Source organism: Streptomyces swartbergensis (genome assembly GCF_002148965.1).
Taxonomy (GTDB): domain Bacteria; phylum Actinomycetota; class Actinomycetes; order Streptomycetales; family Streptomycetaceae; genus Streptomyces; species Streptomyces swartbergensis.
On record NZ_NGFN01000049.1, the window covers coordinates 12808 to 32297 of the forward strand.

At 71.3% G+C, this 19490-nt stretch carries 18 protein-coding genes and 1 pseudogene; 8 read left to right on the forward strand and 11 right to left on the reverse strand.

All coding sequences use genetic code 11. The features are described from left to right. The first annotated feature begins 482 nt into the window (after nt 1-482). From CA983_RS11115 to CA983_RS11130, 4 genes are all read left to right on the forward strand, one after another. A complete protein-coding gene (locus CA983_RS11115) occupies nt 483-1493 on the forward strand; it encodes a polyprenyl synthetase family protein (protein WP_086600722.1) in 1011 nt (336 codons plus the stop codon). A gap of 231 nt (nt 1494-1724) precedes the next feature. After that, entirely contained in the window at nt 1725-2984 is a 1260-nt protein-coding gene (locus CA983_RS11120) for a LolA family protein (RefSeq protein WP_086600723.1), read from the forward strand. 48 nt (nt 2985-3032) lie between these two features. Next, nucleotides 3033-3983, forward strand: coding sequence for an ABC transporter ATP-binding protein (locus tag CA983_RS11125; RefSeq protein ID WP_086600724.1), 951 nt, complete (start codon nt 3033-3035; stop codon nt 3981-3983). Continuing rightward, nucleotides 3970-4848 carry an ABC transporter permease gene (locus tag CA983_RS11130; RefSeq protein ID WP_086600725.1) on the forward strand — a complete coding sequence of 293 codons (879 nt, stop codon included), beginning with the start codon at nt 3970-3972 and terminating at the stop codon, nt 4846-4848. The genes CA983_RS11125 and CA983_RS11130 overlap by 14 nt, the downstream gene beginning before the upstream one ends. Nucleotides 4849-4901: 53 nt before the next feature. Here CA983_RS11130 and CA983_RS11135 read toward each other — a convergent pair whose 3' ends face one another. The 3 genes from CA983_RS11135 to CA983_RS11145 all read right to left on the reverse strand — a co-directional run bounded on the left by CA983_RS11135 (nt 4902) and on the right by CA983_RS11145 (nt 7350). After that, complete coding sequence (locus CA983_RS11135; RefSeq protein WP_086600726.1) at nt 4902-5483, reverse strand: flavodoxin family protein; 582 nt, start codon at nt 5481-5483, stop codon at nt 4902-4904. Nucleotides 5484-5686: 203 nt separating this feature from the next. Continuing rightward, nucleotides 5687-6841, reverse strand: coding sequence for an amidase (locus CA983_RS11140; protein WP_086600727.1), 1155 nt, complete (start codon nt 6839-6841; stop codon nt 5687-5689). 5 nt (nt 6842-6846) lie between these two features. Further along, complete coding sequence (locus CA983_RS11145) at nt 6847-7350, reverse strand: DUF6668 family protein (protein ID WP_086600728.1); 504 nt, start codon at nt 7348-7350, stop codon at nt 6847-6849. A 160-nt stretch (nt 7351-7510) separates the two neighbouring features. Between CA983_RS11145 and CA983_RS11150 the strand changes: the two genes are divergently transcribed. Continuing rightward, a complete protein-coding gene (locus CA983_RS11150) occupies nt 7511-8845 on the forward strand; it encodes a hypothetical protein (protein WP_086600729.1) in 1335 nt (444 codons plus the stop codon). A 6-nt stretch (nt 8846-8851) separates the two neighbouring features. Here the strand turns inward: CA983_RS11150 and CA983_RS11155 are convergent, their stop codons facing one another. Together CA983_RS11155 and CA983_RS11160 are read right to left on the reverse strand one after the other, a co-directional pair. Beyond that, nucleotides 8852-9799, reverse strand: a complete 948-nt coding sequence (locus tag CA983_RS11155; RefSeq protein ID WP_086600730.1) for a M28 family metallopeptidase — start codon at nt 9797-9799, stop codon at nt 8852-8854. Between the two features lie 160 nt (nt 9800-9959). Beyond that, entirely contained in the window at nt 9960-10433 is a 474-nt protein-coding gene (locus CA983_RS11160) for a VOC family protein (RefSeq protein ID WP_086600731.1), read from the reverse strand. A gap of 21 nt (nt 10434-10454) precedes the next feature. Between CA983_RS11160 and CA983_RS11165 the strand changes: the two genes are divergently transcribed. Continuing rightward, nucleotides 10455-11102 (forward strand): CGNR zinc finger domain-containing protein, encoded by a 648-nt coding sequence (locus CA983_RS11165; protein WP_086600732.1) that lies wholly within the window; start codon nt 10455-10457, stop codon nt 11100-11102. A 12-nt stretch (nt 11103-11114) separates the two neighbouring features. Here the strand turns inward: CA983_RS11165 and CA983_RS11170 are convergent, their stop codons facing one another. Beyond that, a complete protein-coding gene (locus tag CA983_RS11170; protein WP_086600733.1) occupies nt 11115-11570 on the reverse strand; it encodes a winged helix-turn-helix transcriptional regulator in 456 nt (151 codons plus the stop codon). 166 nt (nt 11571-11736) lie between these two features. On the opposite strand from CA983_RS11170, the pseudogene CA983_RS11175 reads away from it, so the two are divergent. Then, nucleotides 11737-12816 (forward strand): annotated as a pseudogene (locus CA983_RS11175) (MFS transporter); the annotation flags it as partial. Nucleotides 12817-12896: 80 nt separating this feature from the next. Here the strand turns inward: CA983_RS11175 and rarD are convergent. Both rarD and CA983_RS11185 read right to left on the reverse strand, forming a co-directional pair. Continuing rightward, nucleotides 12897-13910 (reverse strand): EamA family transporter RarD, encoded by a 1014-nt coding sequence (gene rarD, locus CA983_RS11180; RefSeq protein ID WP_341866660.1) that lies wholly within the window; start codon nt 13908-13910, stop codon nt 12897-12899. A 128-nt stretch (nt 13911-14038) separates the two neighbouring features. Further along, nucleotides 14039-14893, reverse strand: a complete 855-nt coding sequence (locus CA983_RS11185; RefSeq protein ID WP_086600734.1) for an SDR family oxidoreductase — start codon at nt 14891-14893, stop codon at nt 14039-14041. Between the two features lie 89 nt (nt 14894-14982). Here CA983_RS11185 and CA983_RS11190 point away from each other — a divergent pair, with 89 nt between their 5' ends. Next, the gene (locus tag CA983_RS11190) at nt 14983-15381 is read left to right on the forward strand and encodes a winged helix-turn-helix transcriptional regulator (RefSeq protein ID WP_086600735.1); all 399 of its coding nucleotides are present in this window, start codon (nt 14983-14985) and stop codon (nt 15379-15381) included. Between the two features lie 19 nt (nt 15382-15400). Here CA983_RS11190 and CA983_RS11195 read toward each other — a convergent pair whose 3' ends face one another. The 3 genes from CA983_RS11195 to CA983_RS11205 form a co-directional block, all read right to left on the reverse strand. Beyond that, on the reverse strand, nt 15401-16480 hold the full coding sequence (locus CA983_RS11195) for a 2-oxoacid:ferredoxin oxidoreductase subunit beta (RefSeq protein WP_086600736.1): 1080 nt from the start codon (nt 16478-16480) through the stop codon (nt 15401-15403). After that, nucleotides 16473-18401, reverse strand: coding sequence for a 2-oxoacid:acceptor oxidoreductase subunit alpha (locus CA983_RS11200; protein ID WP_086600737.1), 1929 nt, complete (start codon nt 18399-18401; stop codon nt 16473-16475). Before CA983_RS11200 ends, CA983_RS11195 begins: the two co-directional genes overlap by 8 nt. A gap of 259 nt (nt 18402-18660) precedes the next feature. Further along, the gene (locus CA983_RS11205) at nt 18661-19320 is read right to left on the reverse strand and encodes a LuxR C-terminal-related transcriptional regulator (RefSeq protein ID WP_279628428.1); all 660 of its coding nucleotides are present in this window, start codon (nt 19318-19320) and stop codon (nt 18661-18663) included. Nucleotides 19321-19490 lie beyond the last annotated feature (170 nt).

The window sequence follows — 19490 nt, forward strand, 5'->3', positions numbered from 1 at the left end:
GGCGTCCGCCGGACAGGCCCGGAACGTATGCGAGAGCACATGTCGGGAACAAGCGCCGGAGTCACACATCGCGCCGGTCGACCTTGGTCTGGGGTGTATGTGCCGCTTGATCCTTTGCGGGAGCCAAGGCTCAACTCGCGTTCGGCGGAAGGAGGTACGGGCAGGTGCCGGAGTGGGTCGCCACAGGGGGCGACGTGACTCAACTCACTGATCACGAGTCCTGGGGCAATGTGCGCCAAGAGGAATTTGCTTACTCAATGCGGCAAATCGCACATAACCCGCTACTTCCTGGAAAGTASATAAATGTCTGCTCTTATGAGCTGATCGAGAATATTGCGGTCCTGATCGGATACCGCCCGGCCTGTAACCATGGGCGCTGGCGGTGATCGAAACGTGACCGGATACGCTGACTCGAGTGAGGGCAGCGACCTATCGACAAACCGCGTAATCACCGGCAGACACCAGCAGACAGGAGACCCCTCGTGACCGACGTCGGGCCGTTCGGGCTGAGCGTGCGGGACCAGGCTCTGGAAGCCGATGTCCAGGCCGGGATGGCGGCTGTCGAGGAAGGCTTGCTCGAGGCCACCAAGAGTGAGGTGCCCTTCATCACGGAGGCCGCCCAGCACCTGGTCCGGGCCGGCGGCAAGCGGTTCCGTCCGCTGCTCGTGATGCTCTCCGCCCAGTTCGGCGACCGGTACGCGCCCGGGATCGTGCCGTCGGCCGTCGTGGTGGAGCTGACCCACCTCGCCACGCTGTACCACGACGACGTGATGGACGAGGCCACCGTCCGCCGCGGGGTGGCGAGCGCGAACGCCCGCTGGGGCAACTCCGTCGCGGTCCTCACCGGCGACTTCCTCTTCGCCCGCGCCTCGCACATCCTGGCCGACCTCGGCCCGGAGGCGGTGCGGGTGCAGGCCGAGGCGTTCGAGCGGCTGGTGACCGGGCAGATCCTGGAGACGGCCGGACCTCAGGACGGCCGCGACCCCGTCGAGCACTACCTGGACGTGCTGGGCGGCAAGACCGGTTCCCTCGTGGCGGTGTCGTGCCGGTTCGGCGCGATGATGTCCGGCGCCGACGAGACGGTCGTGGACGTGCTGACCCAGTACGGCGAGCGGCTCGGCGTCGCCTTCCAGCTCGCGGACGACGTCCTGGACATCGCCTCCGACTCCCACGAGTCCGGCAAGACGCCCGGCACCGACCTGCGCGAGGGCATCCCCACGCTGCCGGTCCTGCGGCTGCGCGAGCGCGCCGCCCGGCTCGGACTCGCGGACGACATCGCCCTGTGCGAGCTGCTGGACTCCGACCTCACCGACGACGACCGGCACGCCGAGGCCCTGCGCCTGCTGCGCGCCCACCCGGCGCTGGAGCAGGCCCGGCAGGACACCATCCGCTACGCCCAGGACGCCCGCTCGGCGCTGGCGCCGCTGCCCGAGTGCACTGCGAAGACGGCGCTGGTGGAGCTGTCCGACGCGGTGGTGCACCGGGCCGGCTAGCGCCTCTTCCCCGTACGACCCCTACGGGTCGGGGGAGAAGCAGCCCTCTCGTGTCATACCGCAGCAGTACGTGGAGTTGAGCCCGGGGTCTGACGTATCTCCCTGGCCGATTTGGTCAGATGGACACCACGGAAAACACCACTCCTCACCAGTTCGGGTGAGAATGGCGGCACAGGGACGAGTGCGTGGACGACACGGACAGCCGCCGCCGACCACGGAGGTAGGGCACACATGGCACCGTACGCATCCGACGACAGCACGACCGGCGGGGAGGTCGACGAGCAGCGCTCCGGGCGGCGCAAAGCCGCGCGGTACGTCGTCCCGGTCACGGTGATGGGGGTGGCGGCCGCGACGATCGGGCTGGTCCCCGCACTCGCCGACTCCGGTGACCCCGACCTTCCGAAGATCACCGCCCAGCAGCTCATCGAGAAGATCGCCACGTCGGACGTCCAGCAGCTGTCCGGCACGGTGAAGATCAGCACGGACCTCGGCCTGCCGGACCTCGGCGGCCTGGAGAGCAGCCTGATGTCCGGCGCCGCGGGCCGGGGCGAGGGCGGCTCCTCCGCCGACCCGACGGCCAAGCTCACGGAACTGGCCTCCGGCACGCACACCCTGCGCGTCGCGGCCGACGGCCCGGACAAGCAGAAGCTGTCGCTGCTGGAGAACGCCGCCGAGTACAGCCTCGTCCACAACGGCAAGGACGTCTGGGGCTACGACAGCAAGTCGAACGAGGTCTTCCACGGCACCGCCTCCGAGAGCCCGAAGCACGAGAAGGGGAAGGAGCAGCAGCCGCCGGCCACGCCGAAGGACTTCGCCGAGGAGGCCCTGAAGGCAGCCGACGACACGACCTCCGTGACCGTGGACGGCACCGCCCAGGTCGCCGGCCGGGACGCCTACAAGCTGCTCATCAAGCCGAAGCAGTCCGGCACGACGGTCGGTGCGATCACCGTGGCCGTGGACTCCGAGACCGGCATGCCGCTGAAGTTCACGCTGACCCCGGCGAGCGGTGGCGCCGCCGTCGTCGACGCGGGCTTCACCCAGGTCAGCTTCGCCAAGCCGGCCGCGTCGACCTTCGACTTCACCCCGCCCAAGGGTGCGAAGGTCACCGAGGAGAAGGACGCCGGCAAGGGCGCTGAGAAGGGCTTCGGCAAGGGCTTCCACAAGGGCTTCGACAAGGGCGAGGCACGCAAGCACGCCCCCAAGTCCGAGGAGGGCCTCGGCAAGGGCCTCGGCGGCATGAAGACCATCGGCGAGGGCTGGAACTCCATAGCCACCTTCGACACCGGCGGCGAGGGCGTGCCTTCGGGCAAGGGCGGCGGCGACCTCGGCGGCTTCGTGGACTCGCTCGGCGACAAGGTGACCGGCAAGTTCGGCTCGGGCACGGTCTTCTCGACCCGCCTGGTCAACGCCCTGATCACGGACGACGGCAAGGTCTACGTGGGCATGGTCACCAAGGACGCGCTCGTGAAGGCGGCCGACGCCGGCAAGTAAGTCCCTACGGGTTCGGGACGTCGCGAGGTCGAGAGAACGAGGAAGCCGATGGGCGAACTGTCCGCCGTGGAACCGGTCATCGCCACCCGCGCGCTCACCAAGCGCTACCGCGGCGGACAGCTCGCCGTCGACGGCCTCGACCTGACCGTCCCCGCGGGCAGCGTCTTCGGCTTCCTCGGCCCCAACGGCTCCGGAAAGACCACCACCATCCGCATGCTGATGGGCCTCATCGAGCCCACCTCCGGCACGGCACGGGTGCTCGGGCGGCCCATGCCCCGGGCCACCCGCGCCGTGCTGCCGCACGTCGGCGCCCTCATCGAGGGCCCGGCTCTGTACGGCTTCCTCTCCGGCCGGGACAACCTGATCCGCTACGACTCCGCCGACCCGGCCGCCGATCCGCGCACCCGGAGGGCCCGGGTCGCCGCCGCGCTGGACCGGGTGGGCCTGACGGCCGCCGCGGGCAAGAAGGCCAAGGCGTACTCGCTGGGCATGAAACAGCGCCTGGGCCTCGCGGCCGCGCTGCTCCAGCCGCGCCGGCTGCTCGTGCTCGACGAGCCGACCAACGGCCTCGACCCGCAGGGCATGCGCGAGATCCGCGCCCTGATACGGGAGCTGGCCTCGGAGGGCACGACCGTCTTCCTCTCCTCCCACCTGCTCGACGAGATCGAGCAGGTCTGCACGCACGCCGCCGTGATGACGCAGGGCCGTCTGATCACCCAGGGCCCGGTCGCCGAGCTGTCCGCCGGGGCGCGCGGCCGGCTGGTGGTGACCACGCCGGACCCGGCGGAGGCCGCCCGGGTGCTGAAGGAGCAGGGCGTGAGCGATGTCGTCGTCACGGACGAGCGGGTGACCGGCGAACCACCCGACCGCGACCTCGCCGACGTGAACACCGCGCTGGTGACGGCCGGTGTGCGCGTACGCGGCTTCACGGTCGAACGCGCCTCGCTTGAGGACGCGTTCGTGGCACTGACCGGGGAGGGCTTCGATGTCGCGGGCTGAAGTCGTGGAGAGCGTACGGCCGGTGAGCCCGCTGTGGACGTTCGGGCTGCTGCGCAGCGAGCTCACCACCACCTTCCGGCGTTGGCGCACCCTCGCGCTGCTGGCCGTGCTGGCGGCCGTTCCCGTCCTGGTCGGCATCGCCGTCAAGATGGAGACGAGCGACGGTTCGTCGCCCGGCGGGGGCGGCGGCGGGGGACCGGCCTTCATCTCGCAGATCACCAACAACGGCCTGTTCCTCGTCTTCACCGCGCTGGCCGCCACCCTCCCGTTCTTCCTGCCGATGGCGATCGGTGTCGTCGCGGGCGACGCGATCGCCGGCGAGGCCAACGCCGGCACGCTCCGCTATCTCCTTGTCGCCCCGGCCGGCCGCAGCCGTCTGCTGCTCACCAAGTACGCGACCGTCGTCATCTTCTGCCTGGCCGCCACCCTTGTCGTGGCCGTCTCGGCGCTGACGGTCGGCGCGCTGCTGTTCCCACTCGGCGACCTGACGACCATCTCGGGCACGCAGATCAGCTTCGCCGAGGGCCTGGGCAGAGCCCTGCTGATCGCCCTGGCCGTCGCCGCGTCACTGATCGGCGTCGCCGCGCTCGGACTGTTCGTCTCGACGCTCACGGGCAGCGGCATCGCGGCGATGGCGACCACCGTCGGCCTGCTGATCACGGTCCAGATCCTCGACCAGATCCCGCAACTGCACGCCCTCCAGCCGTACTTCTTCTCGCACTACTGGCTGTCCTTCGCCGACCTCATGCGCGAGCCCGTCTACTGGGACGACCTGACGAAGAACCTCGGCCTGCAGGCCCTGTACGCGGTGGTGTTCGGCTCGGCGGCCTGGGCGCGCTTCACGACGAAGGACATCACCGCGTAGGGCTCAGCCTTTCGTAGCACTCAGCCTTTCGTCGCACTCAGTCCTCGTAGCGCTCAGTCCTCGTACACGAACCGGGCCAGTGGCGCCTCCTGCTCCAAGTACGTCTTCGCGCGGGCGAGCGCCTCGGTATCGTTCAGCACGTCACCCGGCTTGCTGCCGTTGCCGAGCAGCACCCCGCCGAACCGCATCCCCATGTACGCGGCCGAGTTGTTGAGCGTCCCGACCAGCGGGTCGGCCACCTCCGGCTGAGTGTGCGCGAGCGCGGTGACGCCCCACAGGGTGCGTCCGGCCAGGGTCGCCTTGAAGTCGAGGCCGGGCGTGCGCAGCCAGCCCGACCAGTGGTCCAGGTAGCGCTTGGTCTGTGCGGAGACCGAGTACCAGTACAGGGGCGAGGCGATCACGATGTCCGTGGCCGCGAGGGTGGCGTCGAGCAGCAGCGCCACGTTGCCCTCGGTCGGACGGACGTGGTCGCTGTCGTGCCGCAGGTCCTCGAAGTCGGGCAGCGGATGCTCGGAGAGGTCGATCCACTGCTGTTCGACGTCCGGGGGCAGTTGCTCGGCGGCCCGGCGGGCGAGCAGCTCGGTGTTGCCGTCGGCACGGGCACTGCCCAGGACGAAGAGGAAGCGACGGGTCATGGGTGTCCCCCCAGAAGATAGGCGCACATCAATTACGCGCGCATGCATCATATGCGCATGCATCCAAATCCGCCAGGGCCGCCCGTCAACCACAGCGTCGCCCGTCAACCGCCAGGGCCGCCCGTCAACCACAGCGTCGCCCGTCAACCGCCAGGGCCGCCCGTCAACCGCCAGCGCCGCCCGTCATCCGCCAAGGCCGCCCGTCAACTCCCGACCCGCGCCTCCGCCTCCCGTGCGACGCCCAGCAGCAGCGCCTCCCGGCCGTGCGGCGCCACCAGATGCAGCCCGGCCGGGCAGCCGTCGCCGCCGAAGCCCGCCGGGAGGCTCAGCGCCGGATGCCCGCTGAGGTTGAACGCCCAGGTGAGAGAGGTGGAGTAGCGATCGCCCGGGCCGTCGTGCCCGTGCGGTGCGGTGGGCGTGGTCGGCGTCAGCAGCAGCTCCGCCTCGGCGAACAGCCCGGCCAGGCGGCGGTCGTTCTCCGCCCGGACGCGGTGGGCTTCGCCCGGATCGGCACCGGGTGTGCGCAGGGCGAGCCAGGCGGGCCCGGGGTCCAGGAGCCGCAGCGGCGCCCGCGGCCGTACGAGCCGTACGACACCCGCCGCCACGAGCCGTTCGACGGCCGCCCGGGCGAGCGCGACGGGCTCCGGGTCGGGCCCGGCGAAACCCAGGTCGGACGACCAGACGGCGGTGACGGGCAGGGGCGTGCCGGTCGGCACCGGTTCCTCCGACGCCACCCGCCACCAGCTCGCCGCGTCCGACGCCGAGCGGGCGAGCACACCTTGCACGGCGAGCCCCGTACGGTCGGCGGAGGGCAGCCGCCCCGCCGTGGTCTTCAGGCCGGTCACCCCACACCACGCCGCCGGGATCCGCACCGAACCGGCCCCGTCGCTGCCCGTCGCCAGCGGGACCAGCCCGGCCGCCACCGCCACCGCGGCCCCGGCCGACGAGCCGCCCGGCGTACGGTCCGCCCGCCACGGATTGACCGTCCGGCCACGGGCGCCGAGCCCCCAGGTCTGCCAGGGCGTCCCCGGCCCGGGCACGGAGGTCGCGCCCACGGCGACACAACCCGCCGCGAGCAGCGGCCCCGCCGCACGCAGTCCGTGCCGCCCCTTCACGGCGATCGGCACCCCGGCGAGCGGCAGCGCTTCCCCCTTTCGGGGGACATCCCCGGCCCGTCGGCCGAGGCGCGCGTCCAGCTCGCCCGCCCGCCGCAACGCCTCCTCGTGCCACACCTCGACGAACGCGCACAGCTCCGGATCGGCCCGCTCGATCCGCTCCAGCGCCGCCGCGACCACGTCGACCGCGCGCAGCTCCCGGGCCCGTACGCGCGCCGCGATCTCCCCGGCCGACAGGGGCACCGCCGTCAGCGCGCCGCTCCCGTCAGCCGGACCAGGGCCGAAGTCTCGCGCGGCGGATGCCCCTGCTCGCCCAGCCGCCAGGCCGGCACCCACGGCACGCGGTACACGTCGATGACCGACTCCAGGGACCTGATCCGCTGGGCGAGCGGCCGCGGCAGCCGGCCCGGAGCGTCCGCCACGAGGACGACGGCGTCGAGGTCCAGCCCGGGCGGGGCCTGACCGCGCCGGAAGATCTCCACCGCCCCGGCGACCGTGTCCAGCCCGGCCGCGTGCGTCCGCGCGACCAGCAGCACCGACGCCGGGTCGCCCGGCCCGGGCCAGGCGCGGCCGCTGTCATGACCGCCGTAGACCGCGGCGAGGGTGGAGACGCCCGCGCCGCCGTGTGTGCCGACCCAGGAGAAGCACCGTGCCGCGGCATGGGCGTGAGCGGGCCCCGGCGCCCCTGGCTCCTGGGTGGTCACCGGGCCGCGGATCCAGATCTCCGGCCCCTGTCGCATGCCTGTCTGCATGCCCCTCTCCTCCCTCGTACTCTCGATCCTCATGCCATCCGGAACGATCCATGCCGGGACCAGGAACCCTTGGGACGAGCCTGTGACACCGCGGTGACGTGAGAAACCGGAGCGAGCGGACACACTCGACACCAGGTGTACGACGCCGAATGAGGGAACGATGGCTCGACTCAGCCGCGAGAAGAAGCGGGAACAGAAGCAGGCCGCGCACGCGGCGACCCCGGCGGCGCCGATCGACGTCCGTGTCCCCGGGGCCGGAACGGACCCGGCGGGAGCGGGGCCGGGAGCCGGCGCGGGGGGTGTCTCCGACGGTGCGTCGGTCGGCGGTGTCCCCGTCTTCGCGGCCCCGGGCGAGGAGATCCAGCGGGCCGTCCTGAACCGCCTCCACCACATCGCCCTCGCCACCGGCCATCCCGTCCTCGCCACGGTCCACGACGAGCGCATCGGCTACGTCGTGCCGCTCCGGGTCGACCCGGACGGCTCCAGCCGCTTCACCGCAGAGCCGGTCCGCACGGCGCCGCCGGAGGACGCCGTAGCCGCCGCGGGAACGCCCGCAGCGGGTGCGGTGACGGAGCCGCCCGGAGCGACGCCGCCCGCGCCGGAGCAGCAGCAGCCGCAGGACGACAGGGCCACGCACGTCCTGCGCCCCGTACCGGAGCCCGGCCTTCGTACGGCCCCGACGTTCCCGCTGCGGGCGGTCCCCGAGCCGCAGCCGGCCGATCAGCCCCCACCGGGGTTCGAGCCGCGAACCGCACCGGAGGCGCCACTCCCCGAGCCGGAGGAYACACCACCGGGCCCGGCCACACCCCCCGGCACCGTCGCACCCCCGACCGGCGAGTTCGGGCCGCCTCCGCTCATGGACGCCAGGCCGCTCCCCGTACCCGGAACCGGCCCGGGGCCGAACCGCACGCGGGAACCCTTGCCGATGTCCGAAGCGGAGCTGCTCGCGGCCGAAGCCGACGCCAAGCCGACTCCCGTCCGGGGCTTCGACGCCGTCGCGGAGGCCATGCTCGGCGACGAACCCCTCGGCGCCCCGGGCGCCCCGGTCCTCCTCGCGGAGCCGATCGCGCGGATCAACGAGGCCGTCAAGGAGGGCCGGATCGACACGGCGGCCGGGCTGGCGGACCAGACCGTCGCGGAGGCGTCGGGGACGCTCGGGCCGGAGCACCCCGAGGTGCTCCGGCTGCGCGAACTCACCGCGTACGTCGCCTACTTGGCGGGCGACCCGCTCCGTGCCTTCCGGCTGTCCCTCGACCTGGCCGGTGCCCACCGCCGCTCCGGCGACGCGGAGGCCGCCTACGGCAGCGTGCAGAGCGCCGCCACCGCATGGCGCGCGGTGCGTGACCCGGCGGTGGGACTGGAGCTGGGCCGGGACCTGATCGGCCTGTGGACCGAACTCGCCGCCGAGGACGGCCCCGCCGCCGAGGAGATCGAGCAACTGGAGTCGGCCCGCGCCCGCATGGGCCGCCTGACCGAACGCGCCCGCAACCAGTAGGCGCCGTTACCGCGACAGCTCCCACACCGCGTGCGCCACGGCGTCGCTGTTGCGGTCGAGGGCGGTGTCGTCGACGTTGGCGGTGGTGTCGCAGGAGGAGTGGTAGCAGCGGTCGAAGGCCCGCCCGGCCGTGCCGCCCCACTTGGCCGCCTGCGCCGCCGTCTTCGTCCGGCTCGCCCCCGTGAACAGGCCGCCCACCGGCACACCCGCGCTCTTGAAGGGTGCGTGGTCGGAGCGGCCGTCGCCCTCGGTCTCGATCTCGGTCGGGACGCCGAGGCCGGCGAAGTACTCCTTGAAGGTCTTCTCGATCGCCGGGTCGTCGTCGTAGACGAAGTAGCCGGGGTTCGGGGAGCCGATCATGTCGAAGTTCAGGTAGGCACTGATCCGCGAACGGTCCCCGGTGGTCAGCCGGTTGACGTAGTGACGGGAGCCGACCAGGCCGAGCTCCTCCGCGCCCCACCAGGCGAACCGCAGGTGCCTGGCGGGCTTGTACTGCGCCCGGGACACGGCGAGCGCGGTCTCCAGGACGGCGGCCGAGCCGGAGCCGTTGTCGTTGATGCCGGGTCCGGAGGAGACGCTGTCGAGGTGCGAGCCGGCCATCACGACCCGGTTCGCGTCGCCGCCGGGCCAGTCGGCGATCAGGTTGTAGCCGGTGCGGCCGGAGGCGGTGAACTGCTGGACGGTGGTGGTGTATCCGGCCGCGTCCAGCTTGGCCTTGATGTGGTCGAGCGAGGCCTTGTAGCCGGGGCGGCCGTGCGCGCGGTTGCCGCCGTTGGCGGTCGCTATCGACTGGAGCTGGGACAGGTGGGCCTTGACGCCCGCCAGGGGTATGTCGGGCGCGGCGGCCGGTCTCGGGGGAGCGGACGCGGCGTCCGCCACGGCCCCGCCGGTCAGGAGCATGGCGGTGGCCACGGCACCGGCCGCCACGGCACGCGCGGAGACGGAGAGCTTCATGTGGGGGCTCCGACTTCCTTCGGGAAGCCCGTGGGGTGTCCACAGGCAGCCCACAGTGAATGGGGTGCCTGGATGGTGAAGCTGGTACTGACTCTCCGTCAAGAGACCTATTCGGCCAGGTAGATGGTGGAGACCGGACCGCCCGCGCTGGACGGGAAGGTCACTGCACGCAGAACTCGTTCCCCTCCGGGTCCGCCATCACGACCCACTCGCCGCCCTGCTCCGCCACCCGCCGCAGCACCCGCGCACCGAGCCCCTCCAGCCGTGCGACCTCCTCCTCGCGCCGTCCCTCGCCCGGGTGCAGATCGAGGTGGAGCCGGTTCTTGACCGTCTTCGCCTCCGGCACCCGCTGGAACAGCAGCCGCCGCCCCAGCCCGGTCCCGCTCTCCTCCTCGAACGGGTCCTCGGGGTGCCGTACGGCGATCAGGTCCCGGAAGGCGCGGCGGCCGTGGAACTCGACCGTGGCCTCCTCGGGCAGGGCGCCGAAGCCGAGCAGCTTCTCGATGAGGGCGCTGTTGTCCTCGACCTCGTAGCGGAGGGCGGCGGCCCAGAAGTCGGCCTGCATGTGCGGGTCGTTCGCGTCGATGACGATCTTCCAGTGCAGGGGTGCGGGTGATGCCGGGGTCTGTGTCATGTAACCAGTTATAGTGGTTACATGAGTGGACGCGCAGGGGAAACGCCGGATCGGACACCCGGACTGACGCTGGTCTCCCACCAGGGGAAGGCCTATCGCTTCGACCCCGGCGCCCTGTGCCTGGAGCTGCTGACGACGGGCGGCCCCGGCCGGTTCGCGCGCTACGAGGTGCTGCACGAGCCCGCCGACCTGGTCGCCTGGACCGTGCGCAGCCGCCTCCCGGACGGCCTGGACATCACCGTCACCGAGGGCGAGCTGGAGCGCGTGCGCACCCTGCGCGACGCCGTGTTCCCGCTCGCCGCCGACCGCGCCCACGGCCGCCCGCTGCGCGCCGCCCACCTGGACGTCGTCAACGCCGCCGCGGCCGGCCCCCCGCTGGTCGCCCGCATCGAGCCGGACGGCACCCGCGCCTGGGCCCCGTGCGCCACCGGAGCCCAGCTGCTCTCCACGATCGCCCGGGACGCGATCGACCTGTTCACCGGCCCCTACGCACACCGCGTCCGCGAGTGCGGCGCCCACAACTGCTACCTGCTCTTCGTCGACACCTCCCGCCCGGGCCGCCGCCGCTGGTGCGCGATGGAGCACTGCGGCAACCGCGAGAAGGCCCGGGCGCACCGGTCCCGCCGAGCGCCGGGCGCACCGGTCCCGCCGGGCTCCGGGACGCCGTAGCTCCGCGGCCCGTCAGGACGCCGGGGCCTGCGCGGCCCGCGCCTCCGCATCGCGGGCGTCGTACGCGCTGCGGGCCGCCGCGATCTCCTCCTGGTGCCGCTCCGTCCAGGCCACCAGGGACTGGATGGTGGTGTGCAGCGTCCTGCCGAGGGAGGTCAGCTCGTACTCGACCCGCGGCGGCACCACCGGGTGCACCGTCCGCTTCACCAGACCGTCCCGCTCCAGCGACCGCAGGGTCACCGTCAGCATCCGCTGGCTGACCCCGTCGATCTCCCGGCGCAGCTCGGTGAAGCGCAGCCGCCGGTTGTCCAGCAGTGCGATGACGAGCAGCGACCACTTGTCGGCGATCCGGTCGAGGATCTGCCGGACCTGGCAGTCCTCGCGCGTGTCCCACTGGAAGGGGTCGGCGTCGCCGTGGTCCACGGTGCTCTGGCAGTTACTCGGTGACTTCGAAGTGCCTACTTCCATGTTTGTCGATGCTGCCGCAGGGTGGTCGTGGTTACAAGGGGGAACCGACCCTCACTTGCGTAACCGATCCTGACAAGGGGAGTGTTGATTCATGGGCACCCGTGCCTGGGCGCTGCTGTTCGTCCTCTGCGGAACGATCTTCCTCGAAGGCATCGACGTCGCGATGATGGCGGTGGCGATCCCGGCCATCCGCTCCGACCTCGGGCTGGCCACCGACACCGCGGCCTGGGTGATGAGCGGCTATGTGCTCGGTTACGCCGGCTTCACGCTGCTGGGCGGCCGGGCCGCCGACCTGCTCGGACGGCGGCGGATGTTCCTTTTCTGGCTGGCCGTCTTCCTCGCCTTCTCGGGCGTCGGCGGCTTCGCGACCGAGGGCTGGATGCTGGTCGTCGCCCGCTTCGTCACGGGCGTCGCCGCCGCGTTCATGACCCCAGCCGCGCTCTCCCTGATCACGACTTCGTACGAGGAAGGCCCGAAACGCAACAAGGCCGTGCTGGTCTTCGCCGGCACGGGCGCGGCCGGCTTCTCCCTCGGCCTGGTCATCGGCGGTCTGCTCACCCAGCTCGGCTGGCGCTGGGTGTTCTTCGCGCCGGTGCTGCTGGCCGCGGCGCTGCTCGTCGCGGCCGTACGCCTGGTGCCCCGGCAGGACGGCCCGCCCGCACGCCGGCGCGGGTTCGACCTGCCCGGCGTGATCACCGCGGCGGGCGCCATGCTGCTGGCCGCCTACACCGTCATACGCCTCGAACACGGCCTGCGCGACTGGCCGCTCACCGTGCTCTCCGGTCTCGTGGCGCTCGCCCTGGCCGGTGCCTTCGTCGTGGTCGAACGCCGCAGCCCGGATCCGCTCGTCCGCCTCGGCATCCTGCGCCAGGGCCCGGTCGTGCGCGCCGACCTGGGAGCGCTGCTCTTCCTCGGCGCCTTCTTCGGCTTCCAGTTCGTCGTCACGCTCTACCTCCAGGAGCTGCGCGGCTGGTCGCCCCTCATGACGGCCGTGGCCCTGATCGTCATGGGCGTCGACGCCGTCCTCGCCCCGACGCTCACCCCGAGGCTGGTCGCCCGCTTCGGCAACGCCCAGGTGATCGTCGGCGGCTTCGTCCTGGCCGTGATCGCGTACGTGCTGTTCCTGCCGGTCGGCATGGACTGGTCCTACGCCGCGATGTTCCCCACCCTGTTCCTCTCGGGCCTCGCCTTCGCCCTGGCCTACGGGCCGCTGACGATCGCGGCCACGGACGGGGTCACCGGGTCGGAGCAGGGCCTGGCCGGCGGGCTGCTGACCACCGCCACGCAGTTCGGCTCGGCCATCGGCATCGCGGCGGTGACCGCGGTCTACGGCCTGGCGTCCACCGGGTCCGGCCCCGAGGCCACGCTGTCGGCGTTCCGGGCGGCGCTGATCGTGCCGGTGGTCCTGGTGGTGCTGGGCACGCTGATCTCGCTGGTGAGTGCGCGGGAGGCCCGGCGGGCGGTGCGCAGGGCGTCCCAGGTGAGCAGTGTCAGTGCCAGCCACACCAGCGAGAACCCGGCCCAGCGCTCCGGCGGCATCGCCTCGTGGAAGTAGAAGACGCCGAGCAGGAACTGGAAGACCGGCGTCAGGTACTGCAACAGGCCGATCGTGGACAGGGGCACGCGGATGGCGGCCGCGCCGAAGCAGACCAGCGGCAGCGCGGTGACGATCCCGGCCGAGACGAGCAGCGCCGCGTGCCCCGCGCCCTCGGCGGCGAAGGTGGAGTCGCCCCGCGCGGTCAGCCACACCAGGAAGCCGAGCGCGGGCAGGAACTGAACGACGGTCTCGGCGGCCAGCGACTCCACGCCGCCGAGGTTCAGCTTCTTCTTCACCAGCCCGTACGTGGCGAAGGAGAAGGCGAGGCCCAGGGAGATCCACGGAGGCCGGCCGTAGCCGACGGTCAGCACGACGACGGCCGCGCCGCCGGTCCCGACCGCCAGCCACTGCACCGGCCGCAGCCGCTCCTTCAGCAGCAGCACACCCATGGCGATGGTGACCAGCGGGTTGATGAAGTACCCCAGCGAGGCCTCGACGACGTGCCCGGAGTTCACGGACCAGATGTACAGGCCCCAGTTGAGGGTGATGAAGGTCGCCGCGACCGCGACGAGGCCCAGCCTGCGCGGCTGCCGCAGCAGCTCGCCGGCCCAGGCCCAGCGGCGCAGCACGAGCAGGGCGGCGCCCACGAAGACCAGCGACCACACCATCCGGTGGGCCAGGATCTCCAGCGCTCCGGCGGGTTTCAGCAGGGGCCAGAACAGCGGCACGAGGCCCCACATCCCGTAGGCCGCGAAGCCGTTCAGCAGTCCTATGTGCCGCTCACCCCTCGGCTTGCCGCTCACGGGCCCCTCCTCCGTACGTGGTGTTCCGCTGCACGACGGTAACGCCGAGCACCCCCGGCTGTCATGGCCGTATCGGAATACGGTCATGACAGCCGGGGGCTTGGCGTTCAAGGGCCCGACGGGGGAGTTCAGCCCTTGAGCGCCGCGGTGATGGCCTCGGAGAACGGGGTGGTCGGACGGCCGGTCAGCCGGGACAGATCGCCGGTGGAGACGACCAGCTCGCCCTTCTCGATGGAGGCGTCCACGCCCGCGAGCGTCTGCGCCAGCGGCTCGGGCAGGCCGGCGCCGGTCAGGATCCCGGTGAGCACCTCGGTCGAGACCGGGTTGTAGGTGATCTCCTTGCCGGTCTGGCGGCTCAGCTCGGCCGCGTACTCGGCGAAGCTCCACGGGGTGTCGCCACCCAGCTCGTACGTCTTGTTCTCGTGCCCCTCGCCGGTCAGCACGGCGACGGCGGCAGCGGCGTAGTCGGCGCGGGCGGCGGAGGAGACCTTGCCCTCACCGGCGGCGGCCACGACCGCGTTGTGCTCCAGCACCGGGGCGAGGTTCTCGGTGTAGTTCTCGTGGTACCAGCCGTTGCGCAGCAGGGTGTAGGGCAGGCCGGAGTCCAGCAGCAGCTCCTCGGTGCCGCGGTGGTCGTCGGCGAGCGCGGCGGTCAGCGTGCCCGGGGCGCTGGTGTAGGCGAGCAGGGCCACACCGGCCGCCTTGGCGGCGTCGATGACGACCTTGTGCTGCTGCACACGGCCCTTGTCGAACTCGTTGCCGGAGACGAGCAGCACCTTGTCGCCGGCGGAGAACAGTCCGTCGAAGGAAGCGGGCGCGTTGTAGTCGGCCAGCGCGATCTTCACACCGCGCTCCGCGAAGTCGGCGGCCTTCTCCGCGTTGCGGACGACCGCGGTGATCTGCTCGGCGGGGACCTTCTCCAGCAGCTGCTCCACGACGTGACGGCCGAGGTTTCCGGTGGCTCCGGTGACGATGATGCTCATGGGGCTGACTCCTTGTGGGGTGCGATGACACTAACCCTAGGAGGAGCGCTAACTCTTGGAAAGTACCCACTTTGAAGTAAGGTACTGGCATGGCAGTAAGTGATGGCGAGGCCCTGTGCCCGTACCGGCTGGTGCTGGAGCACGTCACCAGCCGCTGGGGCGTGCTCGTGCTGATCGAGCTTCTGGACCGGCCGTACCGGTTCAGCGAGCTGCGCCGGGCGATCAGCGATTACGGGGGCCGGGGCGTCAGCGAGAAGATGCTCACGCAGACGCTCCAGACCCTGGAGCGCGACGGCCTCGTCCACCGCGACGCCCAGCCCGTGATCCCGCCCCGCGTCGACTACTCCCTCACCGACCTGGGCCGCGAGGCCGCCGAGCAGGTGCGGGCGCTCTCGCAGTGGACGCACCGGCGCATGGACGAGGTGGAGAAGGCCCGCCGGGCATACGACGAGACCCGGGCCGCTTCCCAGCAGTCCCGGGCCTCGTAGCCGTACGGCGCGGCCGTGCTCAGCCGACGACCGTCCAGGTGTCGCCGCCCGCCAGCAGCGCGGCAAGGTCGCCCTTGCCGTGCTGCTCGATCGCGTTGTCCAGCTGGTCGGCCATCTGCGTGTCGTAGACGGGCCGGTCGACGGAGCGCAGCACACCGATCGGGGTGTGGTGCAGGGTGTCCGGGTCGGCGAGGCGGGACAGCGCGAACGCCGTGGTCGGGGACTCGGCGTGCGCGTCGTGGACGAGCACCTGGTCCTCGTTGTCCGGCGTCACCGCCACCACCTTCAGATCACCGGTCACCGGGTCCCGTACGACACCTTTGGCCAGGTCGCCGCCGAAGCGGATCGGCTTGCCGTGCTCCAGCCGGATCACGGCCTCCTCGGCCTGCTGCTTGTCCTTGAGGGCGTCGAAGGCGCCGTCGTTGAAGATGTTGCAGTTCTGGTAGATCTCGATCAGGGCCGTGCCCTGGTGGGCGGAGGCCTGTCGCAGCACCTCCGTCAGGTGCTTGCGGTCCGAGTCGACCGTCCGCGCCACGAAGGACGCCTCCGCCCCGATCGCGAGCGAGACGGGGTTGAAGGGCGCGTCCAGCGAGCCCATCGGCGTCGACTTGGTGATCTTGCCGACCTCGGAGGTCGGCGAGTACTGGCCCTTGGTCAGACCGTAGATCCGGTTGTTGAACAGCAGGATCTTGAGGTTGACGTTGCGGCGCAGGGCGTGGATGAGGTGGTTGCCGCCGATGGACAGCGCGTCGCCGTCACCCGTGACGACCCACACGCTCAGGTCGCGGCGGGAGCTGGCCAGGCCGGTGGCGATGGCCGGGGCGCGGCCGTGGATGGAGTGCATCCCGTAGGTGTTCATGTAGTACGGGAAGCGGGAGGAGCAGCCGATGCCCGAGACGAAGACGATGTTCTCCTTCGCCAGCCCCAGTTCGGGCATGAAGCCCTGCACCGCGGCGAGGATGGCGTAGTCGCCGCAGCCGGGGCACCAGCGCACCTCCTGGTCCGACTTGAAGTCCTTCATCGACTGCCTGCCCTCGGCCTTGGGGACGAGGGAAAGCGCCTCGATGGTGCCCGTGCCTTGTGTGGACGTCTCAGCCATCGATGGCCTCCTTCAGAGCCGTGGCGAGCTGCTCCGCCTTGAACGGCATACCGTTGACCTGGGTGTACGAGTGGGCGTCCACCAGGTACTTCGCCCGGATGAGCGTGGCGAGCTGCCCGAGGTTCATCTCGGGGATCACCACCTTGTCGTAACGCTCGAGGACCGCGCCCAGGTTCTTCGGGAAGGGGTTGAGGTGGCGCAGATGCGCCTGCGCGATCGACTCCCCGGCCCGCCGCAGCCGCCGCACCGCGGCCGTGATCGGCCCGTACGTCGAGCCCCACCCGAGAACGAGGGTCCTGGCCTCGTGCGGGTCGTCCACGTCGAGGTCCGGGACCTCGATGCCGTCCACCTTCGCCTGGCGGGTGCGCACCATGAAGTCGTGGTTGGCCGGGGCGTAGGAGATGTTGCCCGTGCCGTCCTCCTTCTCGATGCCGCCGATCCGGTGCTCCAGACCCGGCGTGCCCGGGATCGCCCAGGGGCGGGCCAGCGTCTGCGGGTCGCGCTTGTACGGCCAGAACACCTCGGTGCCGTCGTCGAGGGTGTGGTTGGGGCCCTGCGCGAACTGCACCCGCAGATCCGGCAGCTCCTCCAGGTCCGGGATGCGCCAGGGCTCGGAGCCGTTGGCCAGATAACCGTCGGACAACAGGAACACCGGGGTCCGGTAGGTCAGCGCGATCCGGGCGGCCTCCAGGGCCGCCTCGAAGCAGTCCGCGGGCGTACGGGGCGCGACGATCGGGACCGGGGCCTCGCCGTTGCGCCCGAACATCGCCTGGAGCAGGTCGGCCTGCTCGGTCTTGGTGGGCAGACCGGTCGACGGGCCACCGCGCTGGATGTCCACCACCAGCAGCGGCAGCTCCAGCGAGACGGCCAGACCGATGGTCTCCGACTTCAGCGCCACACCCGGGCCGGATGTGGTGGTCACCGCGAGGGATCCGCCGAAGGCCGCGCCCAGGGCCGCGCCGATACCGGCGATCTCGTCCTCGGCCTGGAAGGTCCGCACCCCGAAGTTCTTGTGCTTGGACAACTCGTGCAGGATGTCGGAGGCCGGCGTGATCGGGTACGAGCCCAGGTACAGCGGCAGGTCCGCCTGCCGGGACGCGGCGATCAGGCCGTAGGACAGGGCGAGGTTGCCGGAGATGTTGCGGTAGACGCCCGGCGGGAACGCCGCGGCCGCCGGGGCGACCTCGTAGGAGACGGCGAAGTCCTCGGTGGTCTCGCCGAAGTTCCAGCCGGCCCGGAAGGCGGCGATGTTGGCCGCCGCGATGTCGGGTTTCTTCGCGAACTTCGAGCGGAGGAATCTCTCCGTGCCCTCGGTGGGCCGGTGATACATCCACGACAGCAGACCCAGCGCGAACATGTTCTTGCTGCGCTCGGCCTCCTTGCGCGTGAGGTCGAACTCCTTCAGCGCCTCCACGGTGAGCGTGGTCAGCGGCACGGGGTGGACCTGGTAGCCGTCCAGCGACCCGTCCTCCAGCGGACTGGTGTCGTAGCCGACCTTGTGCATCGCCCGCTTGGTGAACTCGTCCGTGTTGACGATCACCTCCGCGCCGCGCGGCAGGTCGCCGATGTTCGCCTTCAGCGCGGCCGGGTTCATCGCCACCAGCACGTTCGGCGCGTCACCCGGGGTGAGGATGTCGTGGTCGGCGAAGTGCAACTGGAACGACGACACGCCCGGCAGGGTCCCGGCGGGCGCCCGGATCTCGGCCGGGAAGTTCGGCAGCGTCGACAGGTCGTTGCCGAACGACGCGGTCTCCGAGGTGAAACGGTCACCGGTGAGCTGCATACCGTCACCCGAGTCCCCCGCGAACCTGATGATCACCCGGTCGAGGCGGCGAACGTCCTTCGCGCCCCCCGCTTTGCGCTGCTCTCCTACGACTGCTTCGTCGGCCTGCTCCGCTGGGCTACTGACCTGGCTGGTCACTGAACTGGACCTCCCTCGAGGCGGCTGTCCGGGAAGGCCTTCCCGCAGGCGTTCCCAGGATCAACACTACGACCGCAAGGGTCGCCTTCTTCGGGTCATTCGCATGTTGGACACGACTTTGAGACGATCGCGCGCCCTGACTTGTCCTGTTTTCCGATCCCCGGTGATCTCCGGTGATCTCCGATGCTCTCCTCCCGGGTGCTCTCCTTCAAGACGCTCCGCGCCCGCCCCGTGGTTCGGTCGGGGACTGGTCGGCCGGTCAGGAGTTCAGGTACGTCAGCACGGCCAGCACCCGGCGGTGGTCCCCCTCGCTCTGGGAGAGCCCCAGCTTCAGGAAGATGTTGCTGACGTGCTTCTCGACCGCCCCGTCGCTGACCACGAGCTGCCGGGCGATCGCCGAGTTCGTCCGCCCCTCGGCCATCAGCCCCAGCACCTCACGCTCCCGCGGGGTCAGCCGCGCGAGCACGTCCTGCTTACGGCTGCGGCCCAGCAACTGCGCGACGACCTCCGGGTCGAGGGCCGTCCCGCCCTCGGCCACCCGCACCACCGCGTCCACGAACTCACGCACCTCGGCCACGCGGTCCTTCAGCAGATAGCCGACGCCCCGACTGGACCCGGCGAGCAGCTCCGTGGCGTAGCGCTCCTCCACGTACTGCGACAGCACCAGCACGCCGAGCCCCGGGTGCGCCTTGCGCAACTGCACCGCGGCCCGCACCCCCTCGTCGGTGTGCGTCGGCGGCATCCGCACATCGGCGACCACGACGTCCGGCAGCTCGCCCTGCGCGTCCAGCTCCGTGATGGTCTTGATCAGCGCCTCGCCGTCACCGACCCCGGCGACGACGTCGTGCCCCCGGTCGGTCAGCAACCGGGTCAGGCCCTCCCTGAGCAGCACTGAATCCTCGGCGATGACCACCCGCACCCTGTCCTCCACGATGTTCGGCCCCCCACAGCCCGATGTCGCCCGTCCGCGGCCCACAACGGCTCCGCGCCCACCCGTGCGAGGGGTCCAGCATTTCAGGATCGGGGGCCGGATGGGGGTTGGACAGGCTTGTTGTCCGATCGATCCGATCGATCCGGCGATTCGGGGGC

What these genes read in the sequence shown, in the direction of transcription:
- CA983_RS11120 (WP_086600723.1), top strand. Translation starts at nt 1,725, where the DNA reads ATGGCACCGTACGCATCCGACGACAGCACGACCGGCGGGGAGGTCGAC.
- CA983_RS11125 (WP_086600724.1), top strand. Translation starts at nt 3,033, where the DNA reads ATGGGCGAACTGTCCGCCGTGGAACCGGTCATCGCCACCCGCGCGCTC.
- CA983_RS11130 (WP_086600725.1), top strand. Translation starts at nt 3,970, where the DNA reads ATGTCGCGGGCTGAAGTCGTGGAGAGCGTACGGCCGGTGAGCCCGCTG.
- CA983_RS11135 (WP_086600726.1), bottom strand. Translation starts at nt 5,483, where the DNA reads ATGACCCGTCGCTTCCTCTTCGTCCTGGGCAGTGCCCGTGCCGACGGC.
- CA983_RS11145 (WP_086600728.1), bottom strand. Translation starts at nt 7,350, where the DNA reads ATGCAGACAGGCATGCGACAGGGGCCGGAGATCTGGATCCGCGGCCCG.
- CA983_RS11155 (WP_086600730.1), bottom strand. Translation starts at nt 9,799, where the DNA reads ATGAAGCTCTCCGTCTCCGCGCGTGCCGTGGCGGCCGGTGCCGTGGCC.
- CA983_RS11160 (WP_086600731.1), bottom strand. Translation starts at nt 10,433, where the DNA reads ATGACACAGACCCCGGCATCACCCGCACCCCTGCACTGGAAGATCGTC.
- CA983_RS11165 (WP_086600732.1), top strand. Translation starts at nt 10,455, where the DNA reads ATGAGTGGACGCGCAGGGGAAACGCCGGATCGGACACCCGGACTGACG.
- CA983_RS11170 (WP_086600733.1), bottom strand. Translation starts at nt 11,570, where the DNA reads ATGGAAGTAGGCACTTCGAAGTCACCGAGTAACTGCCAGAGCACCGTG.
- CA983_RS11185 (WP_086600734.1), bottom strand. Translation starts at nt 14,893, where the DNA reads ATGAGCATCATCGTCACCGGAGCCACCGGAAACCTCGGCCGTCACGTC.
- CA983_RS11190 (WP_086600735.1), top strand. Translation starts at nt 14,983, where the DNA reads ATGGCAGTAAGTGATGGCGAGGCCCTGTGCCCGTACCGGCTGGTGCTG.
- CA983_RS11195 (WP_086600736.1), bottom strand. Translation starts at nt 16,480, where the DNA reads ATGGCTGAGACGTCCACACAAGGCACGGGCACCATCGAGGCGCTTTCC.